This is a genomic window from Siminovitchia sp. FSL W7-1587 (genome assembly GCF_037963795.1).
In the GTDB taxonomy this organism is placed as follows: Bacteria; Bacillota; Bacilli; order Bacillales; family Bacillaceae_C; genus Siminovitchia; species Siminovitchia thermophila.
Window position 1 is genome coordinate 3,547,015 of the sequence record NZ_CP150169.1, and the last position, 22,259, is coordinate 3,569,273.

General features: G+C 42.7%; 26 protein-coding genes and 1 riboswitch. Of the genes, 22 read left to right on the plus strand and 4 right to left on the minus strand.

Translation table 11 applies throughout. The features are described from left to right. The first annotated feature begins 136 nt into the window (after window positions 1–136). The 6 genes from NST31_RS16755 to NST31_RS16780 all read left to right on the plus strand — a co-directional run bounded on the left by NST31_RS16755 (window position 137) and on the right by NST31_RS16780 (window position 5,521). A complete protein-coding gene (locus NST31_RS16755) occupies window positions 137–1,153 on the plus strand; it encodes a PTS sugar transporter subunit IIC (protein ID WP_339162112.1) in 1,017 nt (338 codons plus the stop codon). 1 nt (window position 1,154) lies between these two features. Beyond that, the gene (locus tag NST31_RS16760) at window positions 1,155–1,472 is read left to right on the plus strand and encodes a thioredoxin family protein (protein WP_077109993.1); all 318 of its coding nucleotides are present in this window, start codon (window positions 1,155–1,157) and stop codon (window positions 1,470–1,472) included. 257 nt (window positions 1,473–1,729) lie between these two features. Then, a riboswitch (TPP riboswitch) is annotated at window positions 1,730–1,821 on the plus strand. Between the two features lie 177 nt (window positions 1,822–1,998). Further along, a complete protein-coding gene (locus tag NST31_RS16765) occupies window positions 1,999–3,276 on the plus strand; it encodes an acetylornithine deacetylase (RefSeq protein WP_339162113.1) in 1,278 nt (425 codons plus the stop codon). Window positions 3,277–3,358: 82 nt separating this feature from the next. Next, window positions 3,359–4,177, plus strand: coding sequence for a DUF1444 domain-containing protein (locus NST31_RS16770; RefSeq protein WP_339165589.1), 819 nt, complete (start codon window positions 3,359–3,361; stop codon window positions 4,175–4,177). After that, window positions 4,174–4,779 (plus strand): YtpR family tRNA-binding protein, encoded by a 606-nt coding sequence (gene ytpR / locus NST31_RS16775; RefSeq protein WP_077109995.1) that lies wholly within the window; start codon window positions 4,174–4,176, stop codon window positions 4,777–4,779. Before NST31_RS16770 ends, ytpR begins: the two co-directional genes overlap by 4 nt. Window positions 4,780–5,101: 322 nt before the next feature. Continuing rightward, window positions 5,102–5,521, plus strand: coding sequence for a universal stress protein (locus NST31_RS16780; protein WP_077109996.1), 420 nt, complete (start codon window positions 5,102–5,104; stop codon window positions 5,519–5,521). Window positions 5,522–5,584: 63 nt separating this feature from the next. Here the strand turns inward: NST31_RS16780 and NST31_RS16785 are convergent, their stop codons facing one another. Further along, entirely contained in the window at window positions 5,585–7,102 is a 1,518-nt protein-coding gene (locus tag NST31_RS16785) for a BCCT family transporter (protein ID WP_139345558.1), read from the minus strand. A 680-nt stretch (window positions 7,103–7,782) separates the two neighbouring features. Here NST31_RS16785 and NST31_RS16790 point away from each other — a divergent pair. From NST31_RS16790 to NST31_RS16805, 4 genes are all read left to right on the plus strand, one after another. Then, window positions 7,783–8,487, plus strand: coding sequence for a response regulator transcription factor (locus tag NST31_RS16790; protein ID WP_077109998.1), 705 nt, complete (start codon window positions 7,783–7,785; stop codon window positions 8,485–8,487). Continuing rightward, complete coding sequence (locus tag NST31_RS16795; protein ID WP_205179310.1) at window positions 8,488–9,459, plus strand: sensor histidine kinase; 972 nt, start codon at window positions 8,488–8,490, stop codon at window positions 9,457–9,459. A 126-nt stretch (window positions 9,460–9,585) separates the two neighbouring features. Next, a complete protein-coding gene (locus NST31_RS16800) occupies window positions 9,586–10,350 on the plus strand; it encodes an ABC transporter ATP-binding protein (protein WP_321189653.1) in 765 nt (254 codons plus the stop codon). Next, window positions 10,325–12,238, plus strand: a complete 1,914-nt coding sequence (locus NST31_RS16805) for an ABC transporter permease (protein ID WP_339162116.1) — start codon at window positions 10,325–10,327, stop codon at window positions 12,236–12,238. Before NST31_RS16800 ends, NST31_RS16805 begins: the two co-directional genes overlap by 26 nt. A 611-nt stretch (window positions 12,239–12,849) precedes the next feature. Here NST31_RS16805 and NST31_RS16810 read toward each other — a convergent pair. Both NST31_RS16810 and NST31_RS16815 read right to left on the minus strand, forming a co-directional pair. Beyond that, window positions 12,850–12,999: a hypothetical protein gene (locus tag NST31_RS16810; RefSeq protein WP_339162118.1), complete on the minus strand. Its 150-nt coding sequence runs from the start codon at window positions 12,997–12,999 to the stop codon at window positions 12,850–12,852. Continuing rightward, on the minus strand, window positions 12,996–13,232 hold the full coding sequence (locus NST31_RS16815; RefSeq protein WP_339162119.1) for a DinB family protein: 237 nt from the start codon (window positions 13,230–13,232) through the stop codon (window positions 12,996–12,998). The genes NST31_RS16810 and NST31_RS16815 overlap by 4 nt, the downstream gene beginning before the upstream one ends. Window positions 13,233–13,394: 162 nt before the next feature. On the opposite strand from NST31_RS16815, the gene sigY reads away from it, so the two are divergent. The 12 genes from sigY (at window position 13,395) to NST31_RS16875 (ending at window position 21,500) form a co-directional block, all read left to right on the plus strand. Then, the gene (sigY, locus tag NST31_RS16820) at window positions 13,395–13,931 is read left to right on the plus strand and encodes an RNA polymerase sigma factor SigY (RefSeq protein WP_236017058.1); all 537 of its coding nucleotides are present in this window, start codon (window positions 13,395–13,397) and stop codon (window positions 13,929–13,931) included. Next, entirely contained in the window at window positions 13,928–14,263 is a 336-nt protein-coding gene (locus tag NST31_RS16825) for a YxlC family protein (protein WP_077110003.1), read from the plus strand. Before sigY ends, NST31_RS16825 begins: the two co-directional genes overlap by 4 nt. Further along, on the plus strand, window positions 14,250–14,450 hold the full coding sequence (locus NST31_RS16830) for a transcriptional regulator (RefSeq protein ID WP_139345559.1): 201 nt from the start codon (window positions 14,250–14,252) through the stop codon (window positions 14,448–14,450). Before NST31_RS16825 ends, NST31_RS16830 begins: the two co-directional genes overlap by 14 nt. Window positions 14,451–14,464: 14 nt before the next feature. Then, window positions 14,465–14,656 (plus strand): PLDc N-terminal domain-containing protein, encoded by a 192-nt coding sequence (locus tag NST31_RS16835; RefSeq protein WP_339162120.1) that lies wholly within the window; start codon window positions 14,465–14,467, stop codon window positions 14,654–14,656. 12 nt (window positions 14,657–14,668) lie between these two features. After that, window positions 14,669–15,556 (plus strand): ABC transporter ATP-binding protein, encoded by an 888-nt coding sequence (locus NST31_RS16840; protein WP_339165591.1) that lies wholly within the window; start codon window positions 14,669–14,671, stop codon window positions 15,554–15,556. After that, a complete protein-coding gene (locus NST31_RS16845; protein WP_339162122.1) occupies window positions 15,553–16,329 on the plus strand; it encodes an ABC transporter permease subunit in 777 nt (258 codons plus the stop codon). Before NST31_RS16840 ends, NST31_RS16845 begins: the two co-directional genes overlap by 4 nt. A 688-nt stretch (window positions 16,330–17,017) precedes the next feature. Beyond that, window positions 17,018–17,656 carry a hypothetical protein gene (locus NST31_RS16850; protein WP_339162124.1) on the plus strand — a complete coding sequence of 213 codons (639 nt, stop codon included), beginning with the start codon at window positions 17,018–17,020 and terminating at the stop codon, window positions 17,654–17,656. Next, window positions 17,653–18,195, plus strand: a complete 543-nt coding sequence (locus tag NST31_RS16855; protein ID WP_339162125.1) for a TlpA disulfide reductase family protein — start codon at window positions 17,653–17,655, stop codon at window positions 18,193–18,195. Before NST31_RS16850 ends, NST31_RS16855 begins: the two co-directional genes overlap by 4 nt. Before the next feature lie 206 nt (window positions 18,196–18,401). Continuing rightward, window positions 18,402–19,118, plus strand: a complete 717-nt coding sequence (locus NST31_RS16860) for a cytochrome c biogenesis CcdA family protein (RefSeq protein WP_077110737.1) — start codon at window positions 18,402–18,404, stop codon at window positions 19,116–19,118. A 14-nt stretch (window positions 19,119–19,132) separates the two neighbouring features. Further along, the gene (locus tag NST31_RS16865) at window positions 19,133–19,720 is read left to right on the plus strand and encodes a TlpA disulfide reductase family protein (RefSeq protein ID WP_077110739.1); all 588 of its coding nucleotides are present in this window, start codon (window positions 19,133–19,135) and stop codon (window positions 19,718–19,720) included. A 12-nt stretch (window positions 19,721–19,732) separates the two neighbouring features. Next, window positions 19,733–20,416 (plus strand): response regulator transcription factor, encoded by a 684-nt coding sequence (locus NST31_RS16870; protein WP_077110741.1) that lies wholly within the window; start codon window positions 19,733–19,735, stop codon window positions 20,414–20,416. Then, window positions 20,403–21,500, plus strand: a complete 1,098-nt coding sequence (locus tag NST31_RS16875; RefSeq protein ID WP_339162129.1) for an ATP-binding protein — start codon at window positions 20,403–20,405, stop codon at window positions 21,498–21,500. Before NST31_RS16870 ends, NST31_RS16875 begins: the two co-directional genes overlap by 14 nt. A gap of 350 nt (window positions 21,501–21,850) precedes the next feature. Here NST31_RS16875 and NST31_RS16880 read toward each other — a convergent pair whose 3' ends face one another. Further along, window positions 21,851–22,255 carry a DUF3021 family protein gene (locus NST31_RS16880; protein WP_077110745.1) on the minus strand — a complete coding sequence of 135 codons (405 nt, stop codon included), beginning with the start codon at window positions 22,253–22,255 and terminating at the stop codon, window positions 21,851–21,853. Window positions 22,256–22,259 lie beyond the last annotated feature (4 nt).

Genomic DNA, 22,259 nt, shown 5'->3' on the forward strand with positions numbered 1-22,259 from the left:
ATTGACACCCCCCATTGTGTGGGGGTGTTTTCTTTGTTTATGGGGAAAAATATGAAATAAAAGATAGACAAAAAATACAGTTGTCTTTACACTAGTTAAGTGGACTTGTATTTATTTTTTACAGGAGGATTTGGCGTTGAAACAATTTCTCGACAGGAAAGGTGTCCATTTAACTGCAAAAGCTTATGTAATTGATGCGTTAAGTTATATGGCGCTCGGACTTTTTTCTTCTTTGATTATCGGTTTGATTATGAAAACGGTTGGTGAACAGCTCGGATGGCCATTTTTCGTTGAAATGGGCGAAATGGCGATGGGATTAATGGGGCCGGCAATCGGAGTGGCGATTGCCTTTGGACTTGGCGCGCCACCTTTGGTCATTTTTGCGGCAGTGGCAACTGGTGCGGCCGGTGCTGAATTTGGCGGTCCCGCAGGAAGTTATGTGGCCGCGTTAATGTCAACGGAAATTGGAAAAATGGTTAGCAAGGAGACGAAAGTTGATATTATTGTTACTCCACTTGTTACTATTTTTACCGGATTTGCCGTGGCAAAGTTCGTGGGAGCGCCCATTTCGACATTTATGACGGTCTTCGGAAGCTGGATCATGTGGGCTACAGACCAGCGTCCGATCGTCATGGGGATGGTGGTCGCCACATTGATGGGACTTGCTCTCACGGCTCCCATTTCCAGTGCGGCTATCGCTTTGATGCTTGATTTGAATGGACTTGCCGCCGGCGTTGCCACGATTGGCTGCAGTGCACAGATGGTCGGATTTGCGGTGGCAAGCTACAGGGAAAATAAAGTGGGAGGTTTGCTTGCTATCGGGATTGGGACTTCCATGTTGCAGGTTCCGAATATTATTCGCTATCCGCTTATATTAATTCCACCGACAGTTGCCGGCATCCTATTGGCTCCAATTGGGGCGACCGTATGGAGAATGACCAGCAATGCCGCTGGAGCCGGTATGGGAACGAGCGGTTTTGTCGGGCAGATCATGACATTTACAACGATGGGATTTTCAACAAGTGTTCTGATCCAAGTCATTGTACTCCATGTTATTGGTCCGGCTGTGATAAGCTTAATCATATCAGAATATATGAGAAAGCGCGGCTGGATTAAACCTGGCCAGATGCTTATAAATGCTGGAGGGAAGTAATATGGAAAAACTGCAATCAAAAGAACAATTTGAGCAATTGAAGAATGAAGAACGTGCCATCTTTATGTTTTCCGCCGACTGGTGTCCGGACTGTAAGGTGCTTGAACCTGTATTGCCGCGGTTAATAGCGGATTATCCGGAATATCATTTCGTATACGTCGATCGGGATGAATTTCTTGAACTATGCCAAGAAATGGATATCTTTGGTATTCCAAGTTTTGTCGCATACCATGACGGGAAAGAAGCAGGAAGGTTTGTAAGCAAAGACAGAAAAACGCTGGAAGAAATCGAGGACTTTATAAACGGCCTGTCTGAGTAAGTGTGAAGGAGCGCTTTTTCGCTCAGCTTTCAGCGAAAGTCGGCAAGAATTCGCCGGAGCTGTTACAACGCTGGACAGTTTTTTTCAAAAGCTTGCGGTTGGAAGGAAGCGTGCTTCACTTTTTTATGTATCGCAATCTCTTTCGATGGCCGAGCGCTTTGTGATCGTTCATGCTTCAATGCGCGGCGCCTTCCGGTATTGTGTACAATCAGTAATATTATGATAAGATAGATGATGATAGAAGAATATTGCGAAATATTTTCTGCTGGGGGAGCCTTGACGGCTGAGAAGTAAACCCTTTGAACCTGATCCGGTTTATGCTGGCGTAGGGAAGCAGGCTGCTTTGTCATTGTTTTAAAAGCCGCTGCCTTCCTGCGTGAAGAGCGGCTTTTTTCACGTTTGGAACGTAATAAAGTGTCAGAGATGGAAGTAGCTCTATGTAATTGATATGCCAGTTGTGACGGGGAATCATCGGCCTAAGCACTCGCCAGGGATTTTCATCCATATATAGAAAGGAAGAATTATCATGCTAAGTATACAAAATGATTTGAGCGCAAGTGTTGATCAGAGGCAAGGTGAATTACTGGACATTTTAAAGGAGTTAGTTCGTTATCCAACGGTTAGTCCTCCTGCGAGAAATACGAGGGAGGTCCAACAATATATTGAATCGTTTTTACAGCAGGTACATTTCGAAACAGATAGCTGGGACGTTTACGAGAATGATCCGAATGTGGTTGGGATCAAGAAGGGGACCGAGGGGGAGCGTTACAACAGTTTGATTATCAATGGCCATATTGATGTAGCGGAAGTAGGAGATCAAAGTGAATGGACTGTCCCTGTTTTTGACATGATAACCAAGAACGGTTTTGCTTATGGTCGGGGCGTTGCGGACATGAAAGGTGCAATGGCGGCAGCGCTTTTTGCTTTTAAATTGTTAAATGAGCATGGTATTGAGCTGAAAGGTGATTTGCAATTCCAGTCGGTAATTGGGGAAGAAGTGGGAGAAGCCGGAACACTTTCTTGTATTGAACGGGGATACTCAGGTGATTTTGCCCTTGTCATGGATGTGAGCGATAGTGAAATCCATGGGCAGGGAGGAGTGATAACTGGCTGGATCACCGTGAAAAGCCGTGAGGTTTTCCACGATGCTATGCGTCTACATATGATTCATGCCGGCGGTGGGGTATATGGAGCGAGCGCCATAGAAAAAATGATGAAAATCATTGCCGGGTTGCAGGAATTAGAACGCCATTGGGCGATAACCAAGCACTATCCGGGCTTTCCGGCTGGGGCGAACACCATTAATCCAGCCGTAATTGAAGGAGGAAGGCATCCCGCATTTATAGCAGATGAATGCCGTTTGTGGGTGACCGTTCATTATTATCCGAATGAAACATATGAGTCTGTTACTGCTGAGATCGAAAGCCATATTCGCCGTGTCGCTGAGGCTGACCCTTGGCTAAAAGACAATCCTCCGCAGTTTCGCTGGGGTGGCCGATCCATGATCGAGGAAAAGGGTGAAATTTTTCCGGCTCTGGAGCTTGAGGAAAGTCATCCCGCGATTAAGAGGCTGCAGCAGTCTCATCAACACGTATGGCAAACGGCTGCAAAAACAGGGATGTCCAAAACAGTTACGGATGGAGGCTGGTTCCAGGAAGCGGGAATCCCTTCAGCTATTTACGGGCCGGGTACAGTAGAAGAAGCTCATTCCGTGGATGAAAAAATAAACATTGAACAGTTATGCAAGTTTACGAAGACTTTGTTGCATTTCATGGTTGAGTGGTGTAATACGAAAAAAGAGTAAAGCGTTCATTCTTTTAGCCCGTGTCATTTTGATGTATGATGGATGGTAGCGTATTTTACCCAGGGAGGGTCTTTCATTGAAAATGAGTGAGCGAAAACTAAAAGAAGAGCTTGAGGCGCGGCTAAGCAAAGAAGGCCGGACGATTACATATGATCGAAAAAAAGAATTATTGCGTGTTGAAAATGCGGAAAATGGCAAAGGGATTGATATTTCCTTGCCGGGAATCGTTGCCAAATGGCATGAGCGCAAGGAAAAAGCGATTGATGAAGTCGTTTATTACGCCGAAGAAGCGCTTGGTGTCATGGATCGGGAACAAGTTGTTGCCGGAAGTGAAAAAAATATTTTTCCCGTGATTCGCTCCACCTCGTTTCCCGTTGAATCCGAAGACGGCAATAAGTTTCTTACCGATGAGCATACGGCAGAGACAAGAGTGTATTATGCGCTCGACCTTGGAAAAACATATCGCCTGATTGATGATGAGTTTATACAGAAAGAGGGTCTCGATCCGCACGAAATCCGGGAAATGGCACGATTCAATGTCCGCTCGCTTCCGACGGCCATGAAAAAAGACGAGGTGGCCGGAAACGAGTTCTACTTTCTGAATACAAATGACGGATACGACGCAAGCCGAATATTAAACGAAAAGTTTTTAGAAGAAACGGCAACAAATATAAAAGGGGAAATGGCTGTGGCGGTTCCTCATCAAGATGTTCTCATCATCGCCGACTTGCGGAATGAGACCGGCTACGATGTACTGGCGCAAATGACGATGAGCTTTTTTACAAATGGCCTTGTACCCATTACGGCGCTCTCATTTATATATGAAAAAGGAAAACTTGAGCCGATATTTATTATGGGTAAAAATAGAAGAGTAGACAATGGAAAGGGGAACAATACATGAATGTATTTTATAACCGTGAAGGAATTGGCGATACGTTAATGATCGTGTTGAAGGATGTAGACCGGGAAAAGTTTCAATTTGAACGAAAAAGGGATGCGGTCCGGATCTTTGACGGGGAAACGAATGTAACAGGAGGGTTCAACCTTTTTCACGCATCCAAATACATAGATATTGATGCAAATGGAAAAGTGGAACTGACCGAGCAATTGGTGAAGAACATCGAGAAGGCGCTGGCAGAAAACGGAATGGAAGAGAAGTTGGAAGCAGATCTTTCACCAAAGTTTGTTGTCGGGTTCGTTAAACAGAAAGAAAAGCATCCGAATGCAGATAAACTAAGTGTCTGTCTCGTCGATGTCGGGTCGGAAGAACTGCAAATCGTTTGTGGGGCTCCCAACGTGGAAGCAGGCCAAAAGGTTGTCGTGGCCAAAGTGGGTGCCGTCATGCCAAGCGGCATGGTTATCAAGGATGCGGAGTTAAGGGGAGTGGCTTCCAGCGGAATGATTTGCTCGGCACGTGAGCTCGGTCTCCCAAATGCACCTGAGAAAAAAGGCATTCTCGTATTAGAAGACGATCAATATGAAACGGGTCAAGCCTTTGCATGATTGATAAAATGTGAACAAACAACGAACCCCGTTTGAAATAAAGCGGGGTTTTTTTCATGGGTGATGAAATGTAGAGCGCTGTATGTTATGATGTTAACCGTTGGTAAAAGTTTTCCAAATGGATGATAGAATAGTATATCGTTTTTCTTGTGATGTTTCTAAATCAACTGAGGATGGCTTACATAGAATGATCACGATATACTAGAATCCCGAAATTGGCAATCATCCACATTGGCTGGTTTTGATATACCGGCCGCCTCCAAAAAACTGGCAAATCGCATGGTTGGTAAAGGCCATGAATAGACAAAGGCAGGAGATCAACATGTTAAAAAGGTTAATAGTTGCTGCTGATGGATCCAATAATTCGCTCCGTGCAGCAGAGAAAGCGGCACTACTTGCGCAAATGTCCGAAGGTATTGAAGTAGAAATTATTTACGTAGTAGACTTTTCAAAAGCGAAAAGTGAGGTGCTTCAGAGCCAAAATATTGAAGAATTGGAAGCGGAACGCAGGAAAAAATTGATTCCTGTAGAAGAAGTTTTCAAGAATGCCAACATTTCCCATACACTCACCATGCTCCATGGCGATCCAGGACCAGCGATCGTGGAATATGCCAATAAAAGCTCATGTGATATGGTGATTGTCGGTAGCCGCGGGCTCAATACACTCCAGGAAATGGTGCTTGGCAGCGTCAGCCATAAAGTCGCCAAAAGAGTGAAGGCACCTGTTTTAATCGTAAAATAAATATATAACTTAAAAAGCTGATTTCCCTTAAAGCGGAAATCAGCTTTTTTTGAGTCGCGCTGATTACATTTGTTGCATTTTTTTTCTTCTGGTCAAACCTAACTCGGCCCGCTCTTTGCGCAGAGCCTTGTAAATCGAGAGCATCATTAAAATCATGATTATTGAAAAAGGCAAGGCCGCTATGATAAGCGCGTTTTGCAACGCATCCAGACCGCCGCTGTAAAGGAGAATGGCAGCCATGGCAGCCAGCATGATACCCCAGACGATCTTCACACTGTTTGGCGGTGTTAAAGAACCGTAGGATGTCTGCATTCCAAGTACGAAGGTTGCCGAATCCGCCGAAGTGATGAAAAAAGTTCCGATCAAAATGAGAGCCACTATTGAAAGAATGGCGGAAAAAGGCATTTGATTAAATACAGCAAATAAAACTTCCTCCGTGGCGTATTCTGTTAAATCAATAGCGCCGGCCTGTTGAACATCAATTGCTGTGGAACCAAAGGCCGCGAACCAAATAAAGCTGACAATGACCGGAAGGATTAACACACCAATCATAAACTCCCGAATTGTCCGGCCCTTTGATACACGGGCAATAAAAATGCCGACGAACGGCGACCAAGATATCCACCATGCCCAATAGAAAATGGTCCAGTCGTTTATCCACTCGCGGGAGCCGGGTTCAAGCGGAGCAATTCGCAAGCTCATTTGAATAATGTTTTGGATATAGGCTCCAACGGTATCCGTAAACATGTTTAAAATAAACAGGCTGGGGCCAAGGATAAAGATGAGTACTAATAACACGACCGCCAGTACCATGTTCGTATTGCTCAAATACTTAATTCCTTTACTTAAACCGGACCAGGCAGACATTAAAAACAATGCCGTGACGATGACAATAATGATCAGTTGTATGAGAAAGTTGTTTGGAATGCCCAGCAAATATGAAAGACCACCATTGATTTGCGCAGCGCCAAAACCGAGTGTCGTCGCCACTCCCACAACGGTGACTGTCACCGCAATAATATCTATCAACATGGGAAGTCGACCTCGGGCATATTTGCCTAAAACGGGACTGAGCGTTGCGCTAATCAAGCCTGGTGTTCCTTTGCGGAAATTAAAATAGGCCAGGCAAAGGCCCACCAGGGCATATATGGACCATGCGTGAATTCCCCAATGAAAGAAAGTAAATCTCATTGATTCTTTAATGGCGGCGTCTGTTCCAGGATCAGACATGGGTGGGACATCAGCGTAGTGGGATATAGGTTCGGCAGTTCCCCAAAAAACGAGGCCGATACCCATTCCTGCGGAAAAAAGCATGGCGAACCATGTTGGTTTGGAGTATTCGGGCTTTTCCCCTTCTTTTCCCAGCTTGATGGCACCTACGGGGCTAAAAATGAGGAAAAGACAAAACGCAACAATGACAGTAACCAAGATTAAATAATACCAGCCAAAACTAGAGGTAATCATAGATTTTATAGAAAAAGTAGCTGCTTCAAATTGACTGGGGGCAATTACCCCGAATAAAACCGCAACCAATAGTATGGCTGTTGATACCCAAAAAACACTAGAGACTTTACTCCACAAAACTTTTTCTCTCCTTCCATTTATGGAGATGCTTCGGACTGCTATCAACATGTTTTACCTTAACAATGATGGCGAGGCAATTCAAGGGATGAGAATTTTTAAGAATATTTGAAAAACAGATGCAAATCTATTAAAAAGTGCTTTATGCCATATGTTATCAACTTTAACCGGCAGTAAAGCGCCACTCCAAAAAGTCGAGATAAAATGAAAATGGTAAGTGTAGGATCAACTGCCAGTAAAAGCCCGCTTGGCTTGGATCGGCAAAACGCATCGCACGAAGAAAAAGCCGTAAGTTTTTTCGATGATGTCGCACAAGGGCGGGCGTTTTGATGTACAGGATGACAAGCGCGAGCGAAACGACAGGACAAGGACAGCTCCCTCCACATCGTCATCGCATTAAGAACAATTGTAAGTTTTTTTGATGATCTCGCTGCTTGAGCTTGCCAAAAGCCCGCTTGCGATCTCACTTTGTTCCATTGTTGTCAACGAGAATATAAGCAGATGTTGAGCGAGTTCACTTTATTAGTTTTTTCAAAAAAAAGGTTTATTATGAGCCGGCTGTTACATTCATCGTTTTCAAAGCGTGACGACACCGTCAAGTATAGCCAAATGCAGAGCCATTTTTTGTATTTCGCCTGCTATTGGATTTACAATAAAAAGAAAACAAAGGAAGAGGGACTATGTCAAAAATTATGATTGTCGAGGACGATCCGAAACTGGCAGATCTTTTGCGGACCCATCTTGAAAAATATGGTTATGCTGTTGTATTGATCGACCATTTTGACGCCATTTTGGAATATTTTATGAAAGAAGAACCTGATCTTGTTCTATTGGATGTGAATTTACCAAGCTTTGACGGCTTTTACTGGTGCAGACAAATTCGCAATGTGTCCACATGTCCCATTTTATTCATATCGGCACGCTCGGGTGAGATGGATCAAATAATGGCATTGGAACATGGTGCGGATGATTATATTACAAAGCCGTTCCATTATGATGTTGTTACCGCAAAAATTCGCAGCAACTTGCGAAGGGCGTATGGGGAATATGCGCCGCAAATGGAAGAACGAATTATAAAGAAGGAGGGACTCTCCCTTTATATAGAAAGAATGGAAATCCATTTTAACGGTTTGGAAGTCTCTGTAACGAAAAAAGAAGCGGTTTTGCTTGAAATGCTCCTCAAGCGATGTCCGCGAGTCGTCAGTCGTGAAACCTTATTGGAAAAGCTGTGGGATGATCAATCTTTTGTGGACGATAATACATTGAATGTAAATATAACCCGTGTCCGAAAAAAACTGAATGAGCTTGGGATTGACAATGCGATCGAGACGATACGGGGGGAAGGATACCGGATCGTTCCCACATGGGGAGGCGAAGAAGCGTAAATGAAACTGTTTATTCGGGATCATATCCCTTTCATGTTTGTCGTCATTGTTCAGCTTTTGGCTGTCTTGTTCATTATTTGGCTTGATGGTTACCGGCATATATCCGTTGCTATTTATGCGTTGTTTATCGGGCTGTTTATTTTCGGCTGTTATTTATTGTATCGCTATATCAGTCATAAGGCATTTTATGAACGATTATCTTCCAGTCTTCATTATTTGGAAGAAGTCAATCAAACATACGGAGATGCTCCTCTTCCCGTTGCCCTGGGCAATTTGTTGAAATCTCAATATGTTTATTACATCAATCGGCTCAACAGCTATGAGGAACAGCGAAATACACACGCGACATTTATCAATCAATGGGTTCATCAGATGAAAACACCGCTTTCCGTCATCGAATTATTAGTTCAGGAAGAAGATAATCCGCAATTTTCCAGTATTCGCGAAGAGGCTTACAAAATTGGAAAAGGACTTGAAATGGTATTATATGCGGCACGGCTTGATACCTTTGAACATGACTTCAAGGTAGAGCGTGTTTCATTAAAAAAGCTGGCTTTACAGTCGGTTCATGAAAATAAGCGGCTTTTTATTAAAAGCCATGTTTATCCCGAGGTGAAAATGACTGATGATTTAATAGTCGAGTCAGATCAAAAGTGGATGACCTTTATCCTGAACCAGCTCATTACCAACGCCGTGAAATATTCAGGAGAAAGCAATAAAAAAGTAATCGTTGCCGGCTTTCACTGCGATAAAGGAATTTGCCTTGAAATACGCGATCAAGGAATCGGCATCCCGAAAACAGATATTAAGCGTGTGTTCCACCCTTTTTATACCGGTGAAAATGGACGGATATATCGGGAATCGACAGGTATGGGCTTATATCTGGCCAAAGAAGTGTGTGAACGCCTCGGCCATCACATTGATATTGAGTCAGAAGTTGGGGTTGGGACAACCGTTCGCATTACGTTTTGAACAACCTTACATCATTGTAAGGAAAATGAAAGGTGAACCGATAGATGGAGGCCCCGCTTAACGATTAAGCTTATGATAGTGCCAGTTTTAACACTTGAGTTAAGAAAGGGGTTTTTTTGCATGGAAATGTTACATGTCAAGCAGCTCAGTAAGATATATGACGGAAAAGTACCTTACAAAGCACTTGAGAATATTCATTTCACGATTAATAAAGGGGAGTTTGTCGGCATTATGGGGCCTTCGGGAAGCGGAAAAACAACGCTGCTGAATATGGTTGCCACGATCGATCAGCCGACAACAGGAGAAGTGTTGATCAATGGAAACAATCCGTTTCAACTGACAAATGAGCAATTGGCTCTTTTTCGCCGTAGGCAGCTTGGGTTTGTTTTCCAAGACTTTAATCTGCTTCACACATTAACGGTCGAAGAAAATATTGTGCTTCCGCTCACTCTTGACGGTGAAAAAGTGAAAGTCATGAAAGAAAAGTTGCAAAAAGTCGCTGAAAAACTTGGGATCAGTAAACTGCTAAAAAAGCGCATTTATGAAATTTCGGGCGGACAGGCCCAACGGACGGCGATTGCGCGTGCGATCATTCATTCACCGGATATGCTGCTTGCGGATGAACCGACGGGAAACCTTGATTCAAAATCGTCAAAAGATGTCATGGAAACAATGGAAGAGATTAATCAAAAAGATCAAACAACGATGATGATGGTGACTCATGATCCGATTGCCGCAAGTTATTGTCATCGTGTGATTTTTATTAAAGATGGCAAGCTTTATAATGAAATTCATCGCGGAGACAATCGCCAGGCTTTTTTCCAGAAAATCATTGATGTGTTATCACTATTAGGAGGGGATTCGCATGACCTTTCGACAGTTCGCGTTTAATAATGTCATGCGAAACAAACGGACGTATGCCGGCTATTTTTTAAGCAGCACGTTTGCGGTGATGGTGTTTTTCGTTTATGCCATGTTTGCCTTTCACCCCGCTTTTAATAAAGAAACGATTCATTCAAGCGTCTCGCTTGGATTGCATTTTGCGGAAGCGATCATTTATGTCTTTTCCTTTATTTTCGTGTTATTTTCTATGAGTTCGTTTTTAAAAACACGAAAAAAAGAATTTGGCTTGCTTGTCATGCATGGGATGACAAATATGCAGCTCCGCAGAATGGTGTTCCTCGAGAATGTAATCATCGGTTTTTTTGCAACAATATTGGGGATCGGCCTCGGGATTATTTTTTCAAAAATGTTGCTGTTGGCGGCGGAAAATATATTGGAATTGGAAGAGCCATTACTTTTCTACTTTCCTGTAAAAGCACTCGCTTTAACGTTTGTTTCATTTCTCTTCCTGTTTGTGATTATTTCTTTTGCGACAGTTGTTATTTTAAAAGGGAGCAAGTTGGTTGATTTAATGAAAGGAAGTTCTGTCCCGAAGGCTGAACCGAAAGGATCGTTGCTACTTTCTCTTTTAGCTGCCGTGTTGCTCATCGGTGGATATGTCGCCGCATTGCTTGTGAAAGGTTTGGGGGTGGCGGTGGCGATGATCCCGGTGACAACGGTCGTCATCATAGGGACGTATTTTTTGTTCACGCAGCTCAGTGTCTTTGTGATCCGTGCTTTAAAGAAGAGGCAATCTTTCTTTTGGAAAAAAACGAACCTTGTGCTTTTTTCAGACCTTGCCTACCGAATGAAGGATAATGCGCGTACGTTTTTCTTTGTTGCCATTGTTTCAACTGTTGCTTTTACCGCTATTGGATCGCTTGTCGGTTTTCGGTCGATGGTGACGACTTCGTTAGTGGAGGAAAGTCCCTTCGCGTTTGAATATGTATCAGGGGAAGAGAACAAAAGTGAAACAGAACATGTTTCTTTTATTCGCGATGAATTGGATCAGGAAGGAATTCCTTTTCAAGAAACGAAAGTCGTGGTGAAAGAACTGCTCGCTACAGGTGAGGAATATGATCAGTCCCTCAGTATTGTAAGGGAGTCGGATTATAATAATCTTATTCAAAGTGGTGAATTCGAGCTTAAGAAGGCAAACCTTAGCGGGAACGAAGCGATGGTCGTTTATCCGAAACGTGAATTAAATGGCAGTCAACGAAATGTAGAAAAGGAGAGCAATAAGACGATTGTTCTGAAGAAAAATGAAGTGAGTTTGGAACAAACGACTTCGCAAGAGGCCGGTATATTTCCAGACTATCAAGATTATATCATCGTTGATGATCGCTTGTTTGAAAAGCTGACAAAGATTGAAAATCAAAAAACTTTTTATGCATTTTATACAAAAGATTGGAAGGAAACGAGCGAGATTGGCAAAAAGATCAACAGTGCCATTCAGCCCGAAGGATTTGAAGAGCCCTATCAATTCTTTTCGCTTGCCGCTACGTGGAGCTTTATCAATCAAGCGTTTGGCGCGACGTTATTTATTGGTTTGTTTATAGGAGCGGTCTTTTTTGTCGCCGCAGGCAGCTTTCTATACTTCCGCCTTTACACGGATTTGGATGAGGAAAAGCGCAAGTTTGCAGCGATCGGGAAGCTGGGGCTGACTCATAAAGAGCTTTCCAAAATCGTTACGATCCAACTTGGCCTTTTGTTCTTCGCTCCCATACTAGTGGCGGTGATTCACGGAGCTGTGGCACTGACGGCATTACACAATATGTTTGATTTTTCACTTCTAAAAGAATCAACACTTGTGCTAGGCAGCTTTTTTGTCATCCAAGTCATTTATTTCCTGTTCATACGAATGGGATATATTCGCAAATTAAAGCGCGCGATCTAGCCACTGTCAGCGGAATATTTGCCGATATGCATTCGCCTTTTCAAGCAATCACTTGCGTGTCACAGTATCCAGCTCAAATGCTTCAATGAGGGGATCGAAACTTAATGAACATTTTGGTTCCCTCCATCTAATGTAGAAATTCATAAAGGGTCCTGTTTTGAATGAATGCTTCAAGACAGGATCCTTTTTGGCTTTATCCCGCATGTAAGGTGCCAAATACACCACTTCAAAATCTTGAGTGAATACAAAAGGTTCAAGTGGGAGAAAACGGCACCTACATGCCCGATTGGTTCAACTAACATTCAGTAGGAGCCCTACTGAATGAAGTTTCACTTTATCCCGCATGTAAGGTGCCAAATACACCACTTCAAAATCTTGAGTGAATACAAAAGGTCCAAGTGGGAGAAAAAACGGCACCTCAATGCCCGATTGGTTCAACTAACATTCAGTAGGAGCCCTACTGAATGAAGTTTCACTTTATAAAATATTTTTCAAAGTTTTAATGATCCCGCTATGAAGGCCTTCGTGATAGGAGGTAAACTGAACGAGCAGGTCGACTGTATCCATGTTGTTGTTAAAAAAGATGGGATCGGTTGAAAAATCATCCTCGCTCATATCCCACGCACGCTTTGAACCGCTATAACAAATGCTTCGGTTGCTTTATTTTGCAGTTTGCCGGAAAAATAATCGGTGATTCGCTGCTTCTGTTGTTCTTTCAATGCTTCTATTATGTTGGCAGGGGATGGCGGTTCTTCCGTCATTCCGAAGGCCTTGTTCCGGGAGCGAAAAAGGCGCTCCATTCCGGTTGGTGAACTTTATAATGATGATCAGTTTTATTCATGAGGAACTCGCTCGTTATGTATAAATGGCCGGTATTCCAGCAAATAGTATTAGGCTGCCCCGGGTGCTGTGCATCCCATTTTGTTTCTTCCAAATCCTCCAGTACTTGGAGCGTGAGGCCGCGAAACAGTTGAAATTGACGTAATGAATTCACGAAAATCCACTCCTTGCATCATTTTGCACTACATACTACATTCTGTATCGCTGTAATCCTTTATGTCATTCCCAAAAAAATTATTTATTTTTGAACGATTTGGTCCGCATGCGCGTCATAATAAGTGAGAGAACAGCAGAAAGAAAGGAGGCTTGGCTGCGGTTGAACGTGGGCGATGATGAGAAAAGATTGATTCAAGAGGCAAAAAGCGGAAAGGACGAGGCATTCGCCACGTTATTTCAAAGGAATTATCCATTTTTATATAAATATTTAATCAAGCTGAGCCTCCGGCCGGATGTTTCTGAAGATCTGGCCCAGGAAACGATGCTAAAAGCATACGTTCACATACAAAGCTTTAAGGAAGAATCCAAGTTTTCTACTTGGCTTATTTCGATCGCTTCCCGCCTGTTTCTTGATTTACAGCGAAAAGAAAAAAGGCGAAGAAAAATATTTGAAAAGGCAAAAGCTGAAGCCCTTCGGAAAATGAAATGGCAACTTGCCATGAACGGAGAGAGATGGACAGAGAATATGGAGCTGTTCGCTGAACTCGAACCGGAAATGCGGGTACCGATATTATTAAAACATTATTACGGTTACACGTATGCAGAAATCGCTATTATACTTCGGCTGAAAGAAGGAACAGTAAAATCACGCGTGCATCATGGGTTAAAACAATTAAGAAAGGAGTGGCCGACGTGAAGGAGAACAAAGAGTGGATGAAACATTTCACCGAAGACTTGAAAAAAATTGAAAATGCCCAGGACGCCGCAACACCGAGTCGCAATCAAATCATGAATGCCTTGATGGAACGTAAAAAAGCACGCCGGCAAGCGCTGAAGCGTGAGTTGATCGTATTTATATGCACCGCTCTCGTCATTTTCATGTCTTATGTGGTGATCGCATTCAAGTTGCCGAAAGTATTTTTATGGATTCAGGGATTGGCTTTGGCAACGGTTCCGATTATTTACATGGTGGAAAGAAAACGCCGGAATGAATCGGCAGAGGTGGCTGAGATTGATGATGGAGTCTGATAAACTGCTTGTCTTATTGATTCTATCGCCGTTTATGCTGACACAAAGCATCCTTCTCTTCGTGGATGCCAGAAAAAAGGGCGCATATGCCTGGTTTTGGGGACTGTGGGGGCTCATTCAATTGCCGTTTCCAACTATCTTTTATTATTTCTTTGTCGTCAGGCCTTATCGTAAAAAACAAAAGTGAGAGGAGAGTTACACATGACCCCATCTTGGGAATTGATCATTCCATTCATTGTGTTGGATCTCGTATTAATTGTTACAGCGCTTATCAGCTGCGTAAAGGAAGAACATACAAGGGGACCCAAATGGCTGTGGATTCTCATTATTTTATTCATCAGTATACTGGGGCCGGTTTTATATTTTGTATTTGGCAGGCCAAAAAGAGGGTAGGGGTGCAAAATGATATTATCAGCGGAAAAATTGGTGAAAACGTTCAAGCTGCATACAGCAGTTGATCAAGTAAATATCACCATGAAAGAAAAGGAATGTGTCGCTTTATTGGGACCAAACGGATCGGGAAAAACAACAACACTCAAAATGCTTTCCGGCCTTTTAACACCGGATTCCGGCAGGATCATATTTTTGGGGAAGACAAACATCAATAGGCAGCACATCGGCTATTTGCCACAATATCCATCCTTCTTTCCGTGGATGACTGCCGAGCAATATTTGCATTTTTCCGGGAATCTTTCCGGCGTACCGAAAAAAATATTGAGGGAAAGAGTGGAAGAGATGCTTGCTTTTGCAGGTCTGGAAGACGCTAAAAAGAAGCAAATCGGCGGCTTTTCCGGCGGGATGAAGCAAAGGCTTGGTTTGGCACAGGCCCTACTTCATAAACCAAAATTATTAATTTTGGATGAACCTGTTTCCGCTTTGGACCCGACAGGGCGCAGAGATGTATTGATGATGATGAATGAGTTGAAAACGAAGATGTCGATCCTGTTTTCTACCCATGTTCTACATGATGCCGAACAAATTTGTGATGATATTGTCGTGTTAAAAGATGGAAAGGTCAAGTGGGCAGGTCCTCTTTCTTCTTTAAAAAGGGACCATCTGGGCAGTTCCTTTATTCTCGAAACAGAAGAAGACTTGAAGGGGTGGCTTGGGACTAGAAAATATGTAAAGGACGTTTTTTTCCCAACACCCAAAACAGCGCAATTTATGTTGGAAAAACCAAATGACCGCAACCGCCTGCTGACAGAATGTATGGAGAACAGGTTGACGATTACCCGCTTTTCCATATTGGAGCAAACATTAGAAGACGCCTATATGGAGTTGATTCAAGAATGAATATTTTTTGGACATTGTTTAAAAAAGAGTGGCGGGAGGCTTGGCACGATAAAAAACTGATCTGGATGCCGGTTGTTTTATCTTTACTGGCCATCTCACAGCCGATCACCCAGTATTATATGCCCGAAATATTGGATAAGGCGGGAAATCTGCCCGAGGGAGCCGTTATTCAAATTCCGATGCCGTCCGGGGAAGAAGTCCTGGTAGGAACGCTGTCCCAATTTGGGTTGATCGGAACAGCCATCTTTGTCCTTGGCGCCATGAGCCTCATTGCCGATGAAAGAAACAGCGGCTCCCTGACACTCATCATGGCGAGGCCGGTACATGCCTTACACTATATCGGAAGCAAGTGGCTCTCCCATGCGCTGCTCTACCTTTTGTCGTTTGCGTTGAGCTACGGACTCGCCTATTATTATACAAATCTCTTATTTAAAGACGTGGCACTTATCCGTTTTATCAAAAGCTTTGCCGCTTACAGCATATGGATTTTATTTGCCTTGACGGTTACATTGTTGGCAGGAACAGTGCTGAAAAAAGCCGCCGGTATTGCTGGTGCCAGTTTGGTTACAGTTGCAGCCATCGCGCTTTCCGGCTCCCTTTTTCCAAAATATATGGGATGGAGTCCAGCCAATGCGCAAGATCAAGCGGGTAGTATGTTAATGACTGGCAAATGGGCGGACTCCTTTGAGACAATGGCAGTAACAAGCATCATTTTACTCGCTTGCATGTTTTGGGCGTCCTGCATTGTGTTTAAAACATATGAAAGCTATTGATATAGCTTGCTTCATCAAAAAACAAGTCCGGCGCTACATTTGTTTTTGGGAAAGACTGTCGAGGCCGGGACATAAGCGAATACGAAATGGGACTGCGACATAAGTTGAAAGCTGATTCATATTCATAAAAAACGTGAGAATCAAGCCGCATGAAATCAAGGTTTTTAAACCTGATTTCATGCGGTTTATTTCATTTTTACAGGGTTTTGTCCCGTTATTTGTGTAAAAAAAATTCCTATCATCGCTACTCAACATATTTCGCTTTCCTGCGGGATCTTCAACTCGAGCTATTCCCGCAGGAGTCTACATATGTTGACTACGCTAAAAGCTTGCGCATTATACACTGAGACAATTTATCCCGCATGTAAGGTGCCGTAAGACTCCCACTTCAAAATCTGAGTGAATACAAAAGGTCCAAGTGTGAGAAAACGGCACCTAAATGCCCGATTGGTTCAACTAACATTCAGTAGGAGCCCTACTGAATGAAGTTTCACTTTATTGTTCGTTTTTTCATCAGCTGATTTAGTTGTGTCCCGGACTTTTTTATTTTGTTTGTGATACCACTTCTGATATCGAATGACGTAAGGCCATCTTTGGAGTTATGATTCGGTTCTTTTTCTTTATTCACACATTCTTAACATACCTATCGCATAATAGGTGAAATTCTGGAAAAAGGAATGAAACTGTCATGCGACTCTTGCAATTTGGTACATTCACGATTCCCCTTCATTGGGTATTGGCACTGCTTTCGCTTGTTGGCGGGTGGCTTTTAACGAGCGTTTATGTAAAACACCATCAAATGAAGAAAGAGTCGCTGGAAATGATCATCAATGCTTTATTTGTCATCGGGGTTGTGTGGAAATTCAGCATTGTCGTGTTTGATTTTGACACTGTAAAAGCACATGTATCATCCGTTTTATATTTTACCGGCGGCACGAAAGGGTTTTTTCTTGGCCTGTTTGTAAGTTTTTTGTATCTGTATCGCCAAGCAAAAAAGAAAAAGATTTACAAACAGTTGAGTGAGACGTTATTGCTATTTGGTACAGCAGGATATGGATTGTATTTATTTTTACACGCTATTACCCAAGGGGAAAATCTTTTCATAATCCTTTCCTTTGTATTCACAACGACATTATTCATCGTATGGCTGTGGGACAGAAACGCGCTTGATCGCTTGCCGAAAAAAGCGGGACTAATTTTCATTGTCTATGCCATGATCTTTCAACTGCCGAATGAGTTGACACTGGCGGAATGGAGTCTGGCGATTATTTTTCCATTATGCGCCATTCTTTTGAGCAACAATTTGTTCGTAAAGGAGAACGTATGAAAGAAAAGATGATTATGTCGCTTATTATGTTTAGTATTGGGCTTTTTCTCATTGGGCATTTCAGCGAGGATTTCGAAAAGCAAACATCCACAGCGCCGGAAGGAGTCGGCCATTTACCCGGACAGCGGGCACCCGATTTTCGATGTAAGACGGATGGGGGAGAAGAGCTCACGCTTGCGGACTTGAAAGGAAAACATGTGTTTATAAATTTCTGGGCAAGCTGGTGCCCTCCGTGCCGTGCTGAAATGCCGCATATACAAAATTTTTTTGAGGAAAACAAAGAGGAAAATATCGCGCTCCTTTCAGTGAATCTCTTGCATTTGGAAAAAAATAAAGAAGCAGTCCGGACATTTTCCGAACAAAATGAGCTCTCATTCCCGATTGTTTTCGATGAGAAGGGTGAAGTAAGCAATATGTATCAAGCACAGACGATTCCGACAAGTTATGTTGTTGATAAAGAAGGGGTTATTCGACATAAGATTATAGGTCCGGTCAGTAAAGAGCGATTGCGCCGTATATTTACGGAACTTGATGAATGAGTTGGATGGGCATTTTCAAAAACGATATCACTTTACATGAAAGCCGGTCAATTTCACATGAGGTTGATTGGCTTTTATGATGCGCTAAGGAAGGAAGCCCGTTCGGCTTACCGCAGAATCACATGCGCCGAGGCTATTTAAGTTCTTCATCAAACTTTAACAATCATAACCCAGACTGTAGAAAAAGATGTGTGAGGAGTGGAAAAATGGAATCGGTTTCCATGTGGGTGGCATTTGTAGCCGGGCTGTTATCGTTTTTTTCGCCGTGTATCTTTCCGGTTCTGCCCGCTTATTTATCGCATTTAACGGGAGGAAATGTTCAGAACCAGCAGCTGCGTGTTGACAGAAGCTTGTTGCTCCAACGTTCTATCGCTTTTATTGTGGGCTTTAGCATTGTATTTATGATAATGGGCGCTTCAGCCACTTTTGTCGGACAGTTTTTTCAAGCAAACAGAAAGTTGATTGAACATATAAGCGGCATTTTAATTGTCGCTTTTGGGCTGCAAATGCTCGGGGTCTTCCAACTGAATTTTTTAATGAAAGATCGGAAATGGGAGCATAAATTGCAAAAGCCGAAAAATTGGTTCTCATCTGTCCTGGTTGGAGTCGCATTTGGAAGCGGCTGGACTCCATGTGTAGGGTTAACGTTATCAACGATCTTACTGCTGGCGAGCGCAAGCACTACTGTAGGGCAGGGAATGCTGCTTCTCGGTGTCTATTCATTGGGCATGGCTTTGCCGTTTTTGTTTATTTCTTTCATGATGACTAAATCGGTACGAATGATTCGATCCATCAATCGCTATTTAGGGAAATTTTCCATTGTGAATGGCTCGATCATGATTTTACTCGGCCTGATGATTTTTACCGGCCAGATGACAAAAATAAGTGCCTATTTTGCGCGGTTTTCCGTTTTTAACTTATAAAGGGGGCATGAGCAATGAAGTGGAGATGGCTCTTATTAGTCGGCTTAGTGGCATTCATGGGTATTTTCTTGTATAAAGAATATATCGGGAAGGACAAGTATGAAATAGCTGATGAAAGTCAAATGGATGTCCTGTTACCGGACGCTCAAGCGGAATCCGGTCAAGAAGAAAGCGGCCTTTCAGCAGGAAGCCGCCCTCCGGCAATCGAACTGCCCACACTGGATGGACAACAGTTCCGGCTTGCTGATTATAAAGGAAAAATCGTCATATTAAACTTTTGGGCAACTTGGTGTCCTCCTTGTCGGGCGGAAATGCCGGATATGCAAAAGTTTTATCAGAATTACAAAGATAAGGGAGTCGAGATTGTGGCAGTCAACTTAACTGCTGCGGAAAATAACAAAGAAGTGGTACAAACATTTATTGATGAATTCAATGTTGCATTTACGATCCCCCTTGATGAAACAGGGATGGTTGGACAACAATTTGAAGCTTTCGCTATTCCGAAAAGCTTTATCATAGATCAAGAGGGTGTGATCCAGCAAGGAATCATTGGTCCGATGACGTATCAGTGGATGGAGAATGAGGTCAATAAATTGCAGTAGCGGGTGAGGAACATGTCAAAAACACTTATGGTCGTTGAGGATGACCAAATGTTGCAAAAGCTGATGGCGGCTTATTTTCAAAAAGCCGGTTTTGATGTAGTGACTGCGGCGACGGGGACGGAAGCCATCCGTCTGTTTCAAAAAGAGTCGCCTTGTTTTGTCATCCTGGATTTAATGCTGCCCGAAAAATCGGGTGAAGAGGTATGTGAGTATATTCGGGAAACGGCTGTCAGTGATGTTCCCATTATTATGGTCACGGCAAAAATCCACGAAAAAGACCGCATTCACGGGTTGAAGATGGGGGCGGATGATTACGTGACAAAGCCGTTCAGCCCGGAAGAACTGGTCACAAGAGTAGAAACGGTATTGAGGAGAGCCGGTCATTACTGTCAAAAGGTATCTTTCGGCAATCTGACCTTAAAGCCGAACAAACATGAAGTTTGGGTCGGTTCCAAACAGCTCCAATTGACAGCTTCCGAGTTTGCCATTTTAAAAAAGCTCATGCTTCATCCTGATCAAGTCATGACAAGAGAACAATTGCTACAGACGTTATATCCGCTACATGAGAAAGATATTTTTGAGCGAACGATTGACGTTCATGTGAAAAATATTCGAGAGAAAATTAAAAAAGGGGGTGTTTCTGCACCCATGATTCAAACCGTAAGAGGGGTGGGATATAAATTTGTCACAAAATAAACCGTATATGAAAGGGATTTGGAGAACAGGGATTTTTTGGGAGTTAACGTGGGTCAATTTGGCAGTTATTGTAGTTGTCATTATCATTGCCGGTTTTTCCGTCAAAGAATATGCTTGTTTTCTTGCGAATGACATGAATATTGCCGGGCCATTCATGCAATCATCGTTCGACGAGACGATGGATTTTTACTTAATTCGGGTAAGTATTATTGCGTTCTTGGTAGCTGTTGTCATTCATTATATTTGGATCAGGAGAATTATAATTCCGATCCGAATGCTTTCTGATGTGACGAAACGTATGAGCGATGGGGAAGAAATGCGGCTCGTTCCGATTACAACGAGGAATGAAGTCGGGCTTCTCACTGAAAATTTTAATAGTCTGATTAAAAAAATCAAAAGAAGTGAAGAGCTTCGCAATAAAATGGCGGCAGATTTAGCCCATGAAGTCCGTACGCCATTATCCAATATTACAGGTTATTTGGAAGCCATCAAAAACGGTGTCATCGAGCCGGATAAAAATGTGCTGCACTCTCTACATGGCGAAGCTGAACGGCTAAGCAAGTTAATTGAGCAACTGCATCATCTTTCGGAGCGGGAATGGAATCAATATTTGGATGCCAAACCAAGCAATCCCGCAAATATCAAAACAATCGTCAATCATATGGTTTCCATTCATCAAATGAAGCTGGATCAAAAACATATTCAAATAGAAGTTGCTGTTGAAGAGGCGGCTTTCCATATAACGGAAGATACCATGAAACAAATCGTTGGAAATTTATTGGATAATGCAATTCGCTATGGTATCGAAAATACGACTCTTCATTTAAAAGGAAAGCGGAGAAAAGATCATTATGTTTTGCAAGTCGAAGGACAAGGCCAATTCATTCCTGAAGCATCGCGCCCGCAGATTTTCGAACGTTTTTACCGCGTGGATACATCAAGAAACCGCGAATCGGGCGGAAATGGCCTGGGACTGGCCATCGTAAAGGAACTGGCAGAACGACAGGATGGAAGTGTTGCCCTGGAAACGGACGGAAATTATCATCAATTCATCGTCAAGCTGCCATCCACTGCTATGCTTTAAACCTCGAAAACAAGGTGCAGTCCGTAACAATGAAAAGGTTATTTGTTGTTGATGAGTTTAATGAAACAGAAGTATCTTGTTTAAAATTGAGAAGATATCTTCCATGTCTTCACATGTAAAACGTTGAATGGGATGTTGATGGCAAACAGAGCGGCGCAAAGTTGGTTTTTAATAAAGAAGGGCTTTAGAAAGTGTCTGTTTCACTCGAAAGAAAGCCATATACAGATTTTATTGTTGAGGCGAGTTAGAATATCACCCTGGAATAAAACCTGACCCGCTGTTTTCTCAGTGTTTAACGAGGAATCAATGCCAGTGCTTAACATGACAGAAGCGGGTAAGACATATACCCGCTACTTTATTCCTTTATTCAGTTGGTCAGCCAATTTTTTTTGAATGATATACATGAACAGCCAAATAATCACGTATATAATCATAAAAATGATGAGCATAAACATCATCTCTTCAAGTGAACGGAACCACCCTAGATAATAGCCGAAAGCGGCAAATCCAATAAGTAAAGCGAAAAGCTGTATACCAGTTTTAATAACAATGGATAATCGTTGACTTTCAAATATTAATGATAAGATTCCGCAAAATGCGCCGAAGCATATACTGCCAATCACTTGCGTCCTTAATATGTCAATATCGATTTCTGTCTGGCCAGCTGCACCCGCAAACAGAATAAAAATAAGTAAAAAAATGTTCGCGATGCCAAAGCCAATTAAAATATTTCTGATTGATTTAACGACCAGCATGTTG

Bases quoted from the DNA above. Each gene is read 5' to 3' on its own strand.
- NST31_RS16795 (WP_205179310.1), top strand. From the start codon at position 8,488: ATGAAACTGTTTATTCGGGATCATATCCCTTTCATGTTTGTCGTCATT.
- NST31_RS16880 (WP_077110745.1), bottom strand. From the start codon at position 22,255: ATGCTGGTCGTTAAATCAATCAGAAATATTTTAATTGGCTTTGGCATC.
- NST31_RS16850 (WP_339162124.1), top strand. From the start codon at position 17,018: ATGCGACTCTTGCAATTTGGTACATTCACGATTCCCCTTCATTGGGTA.
- NST31_RS16805 (WP_339162116.1), top strand. From the start codon at position 10,325: ATGACCTTTCGACAGTTCGCGTTTAATAATGTCATGCGAAACAAACGG.
- NST31_RS16870 (WP_077110741.1), top strand. From the start codon at position 19,733: ATGTCAAAAACACTTATGGTCGTTGAGGATGACCAAATGTTGCAAAAG.
- NST31_RS16780 (WP_077109996.1), top strand. From the start codon at position 5,102: ATGTTAAAAAGGTTAATAGTTGCTGCTGATGGATCCAATAATTCGCTC.
- NST31_RS16790 (WP_077109998.1), top strand. From the start codon at position 7,783: ATGTCAAAAATTATGATTGTCGAGGACGATCCGAAACTGGCAGATCTT.
- NST31_RS16765 (WP_339162113.1), top strand. From the start codon at position 1,999: ATGCTAAGTATACAAAATGATTTGAGCGCAAGTGTTGATCAGAGGCAA.
- NST31_RS16760 (WP_077109993.1), top strand. From the start codon at position 1,155: ATGGAAAAACTGCAATCAAAAGAACAATTTGAGCAATTGAAGAATGAA.
- NST31_RS16845 (WP_339162122.1), top strand. From the start codon at position 15,553: ATGAATATTTTTTGGACATTGTTTAAAAAAGAGTGGCGGGAGGCTTGG.
- NST31_RS16835 (WP_339162120.1), top strand. From the start codon at position 14,465: ATGACCCCATCTTGGGAATTGATCATTCCATTCATTGTGTTGGATCTC.
- NST31_RS16810 (WP_339162118.1), bottom strand. From the start codon at position 12,999: ATGACGGAAGAACCGCCATCCCCTGCCAACATAATAGAAGCATTGAAA.
- NST31_RS16855 (WP_339162125.1), top strand. From the start codon at position 17,653: ATGAAAGAAAAGATGATTATGTCGCTTATTATGTTTAGTATTGGGCTT.
- NST31_RS16800 (WP_321189653.1), top strand. From the start codon at position 9,586: ATGTTACATGTCAAGCAGCTCAGTAAGATATATGACGGAAAAGTACCT.
- NST31_RS16830 (WP_139345559.1), top strand. From the start codon at position 14,250: ATGATGGAGTCTGATAAACTGCTTGTCTTATTGATTCTATCGCCGTTT.
- ytpR (WP_077109995.1), top strand. From the start codon at position 4,174: ATGAATGTATTTTATAACCGTGAAGGAATTGGCGATACGTTAATGATC.
- NST31_RS16770 (WP_339165589.1), top strand. From the start codon at position 3,359: ATGAGTGAGCGAAAACTAAAAGAAGAGCTTGAGGCGCGGCTAAGCAAA.
- NST31_RS16860 (WP_077110737.1), top strand. From the start codon at position 18,402: ATGGAATCGGTTTCCATGTGGGTGGCATTTGTAGCCGGGCTGTTATCG.
- NST31_RS16865 (WP_077110739.1), top strand. From the start codon at position 19,133: ATGAAGTGGAGATGGCTCTTATTAGTCGGCTTAGTGGCATTCATGGGT.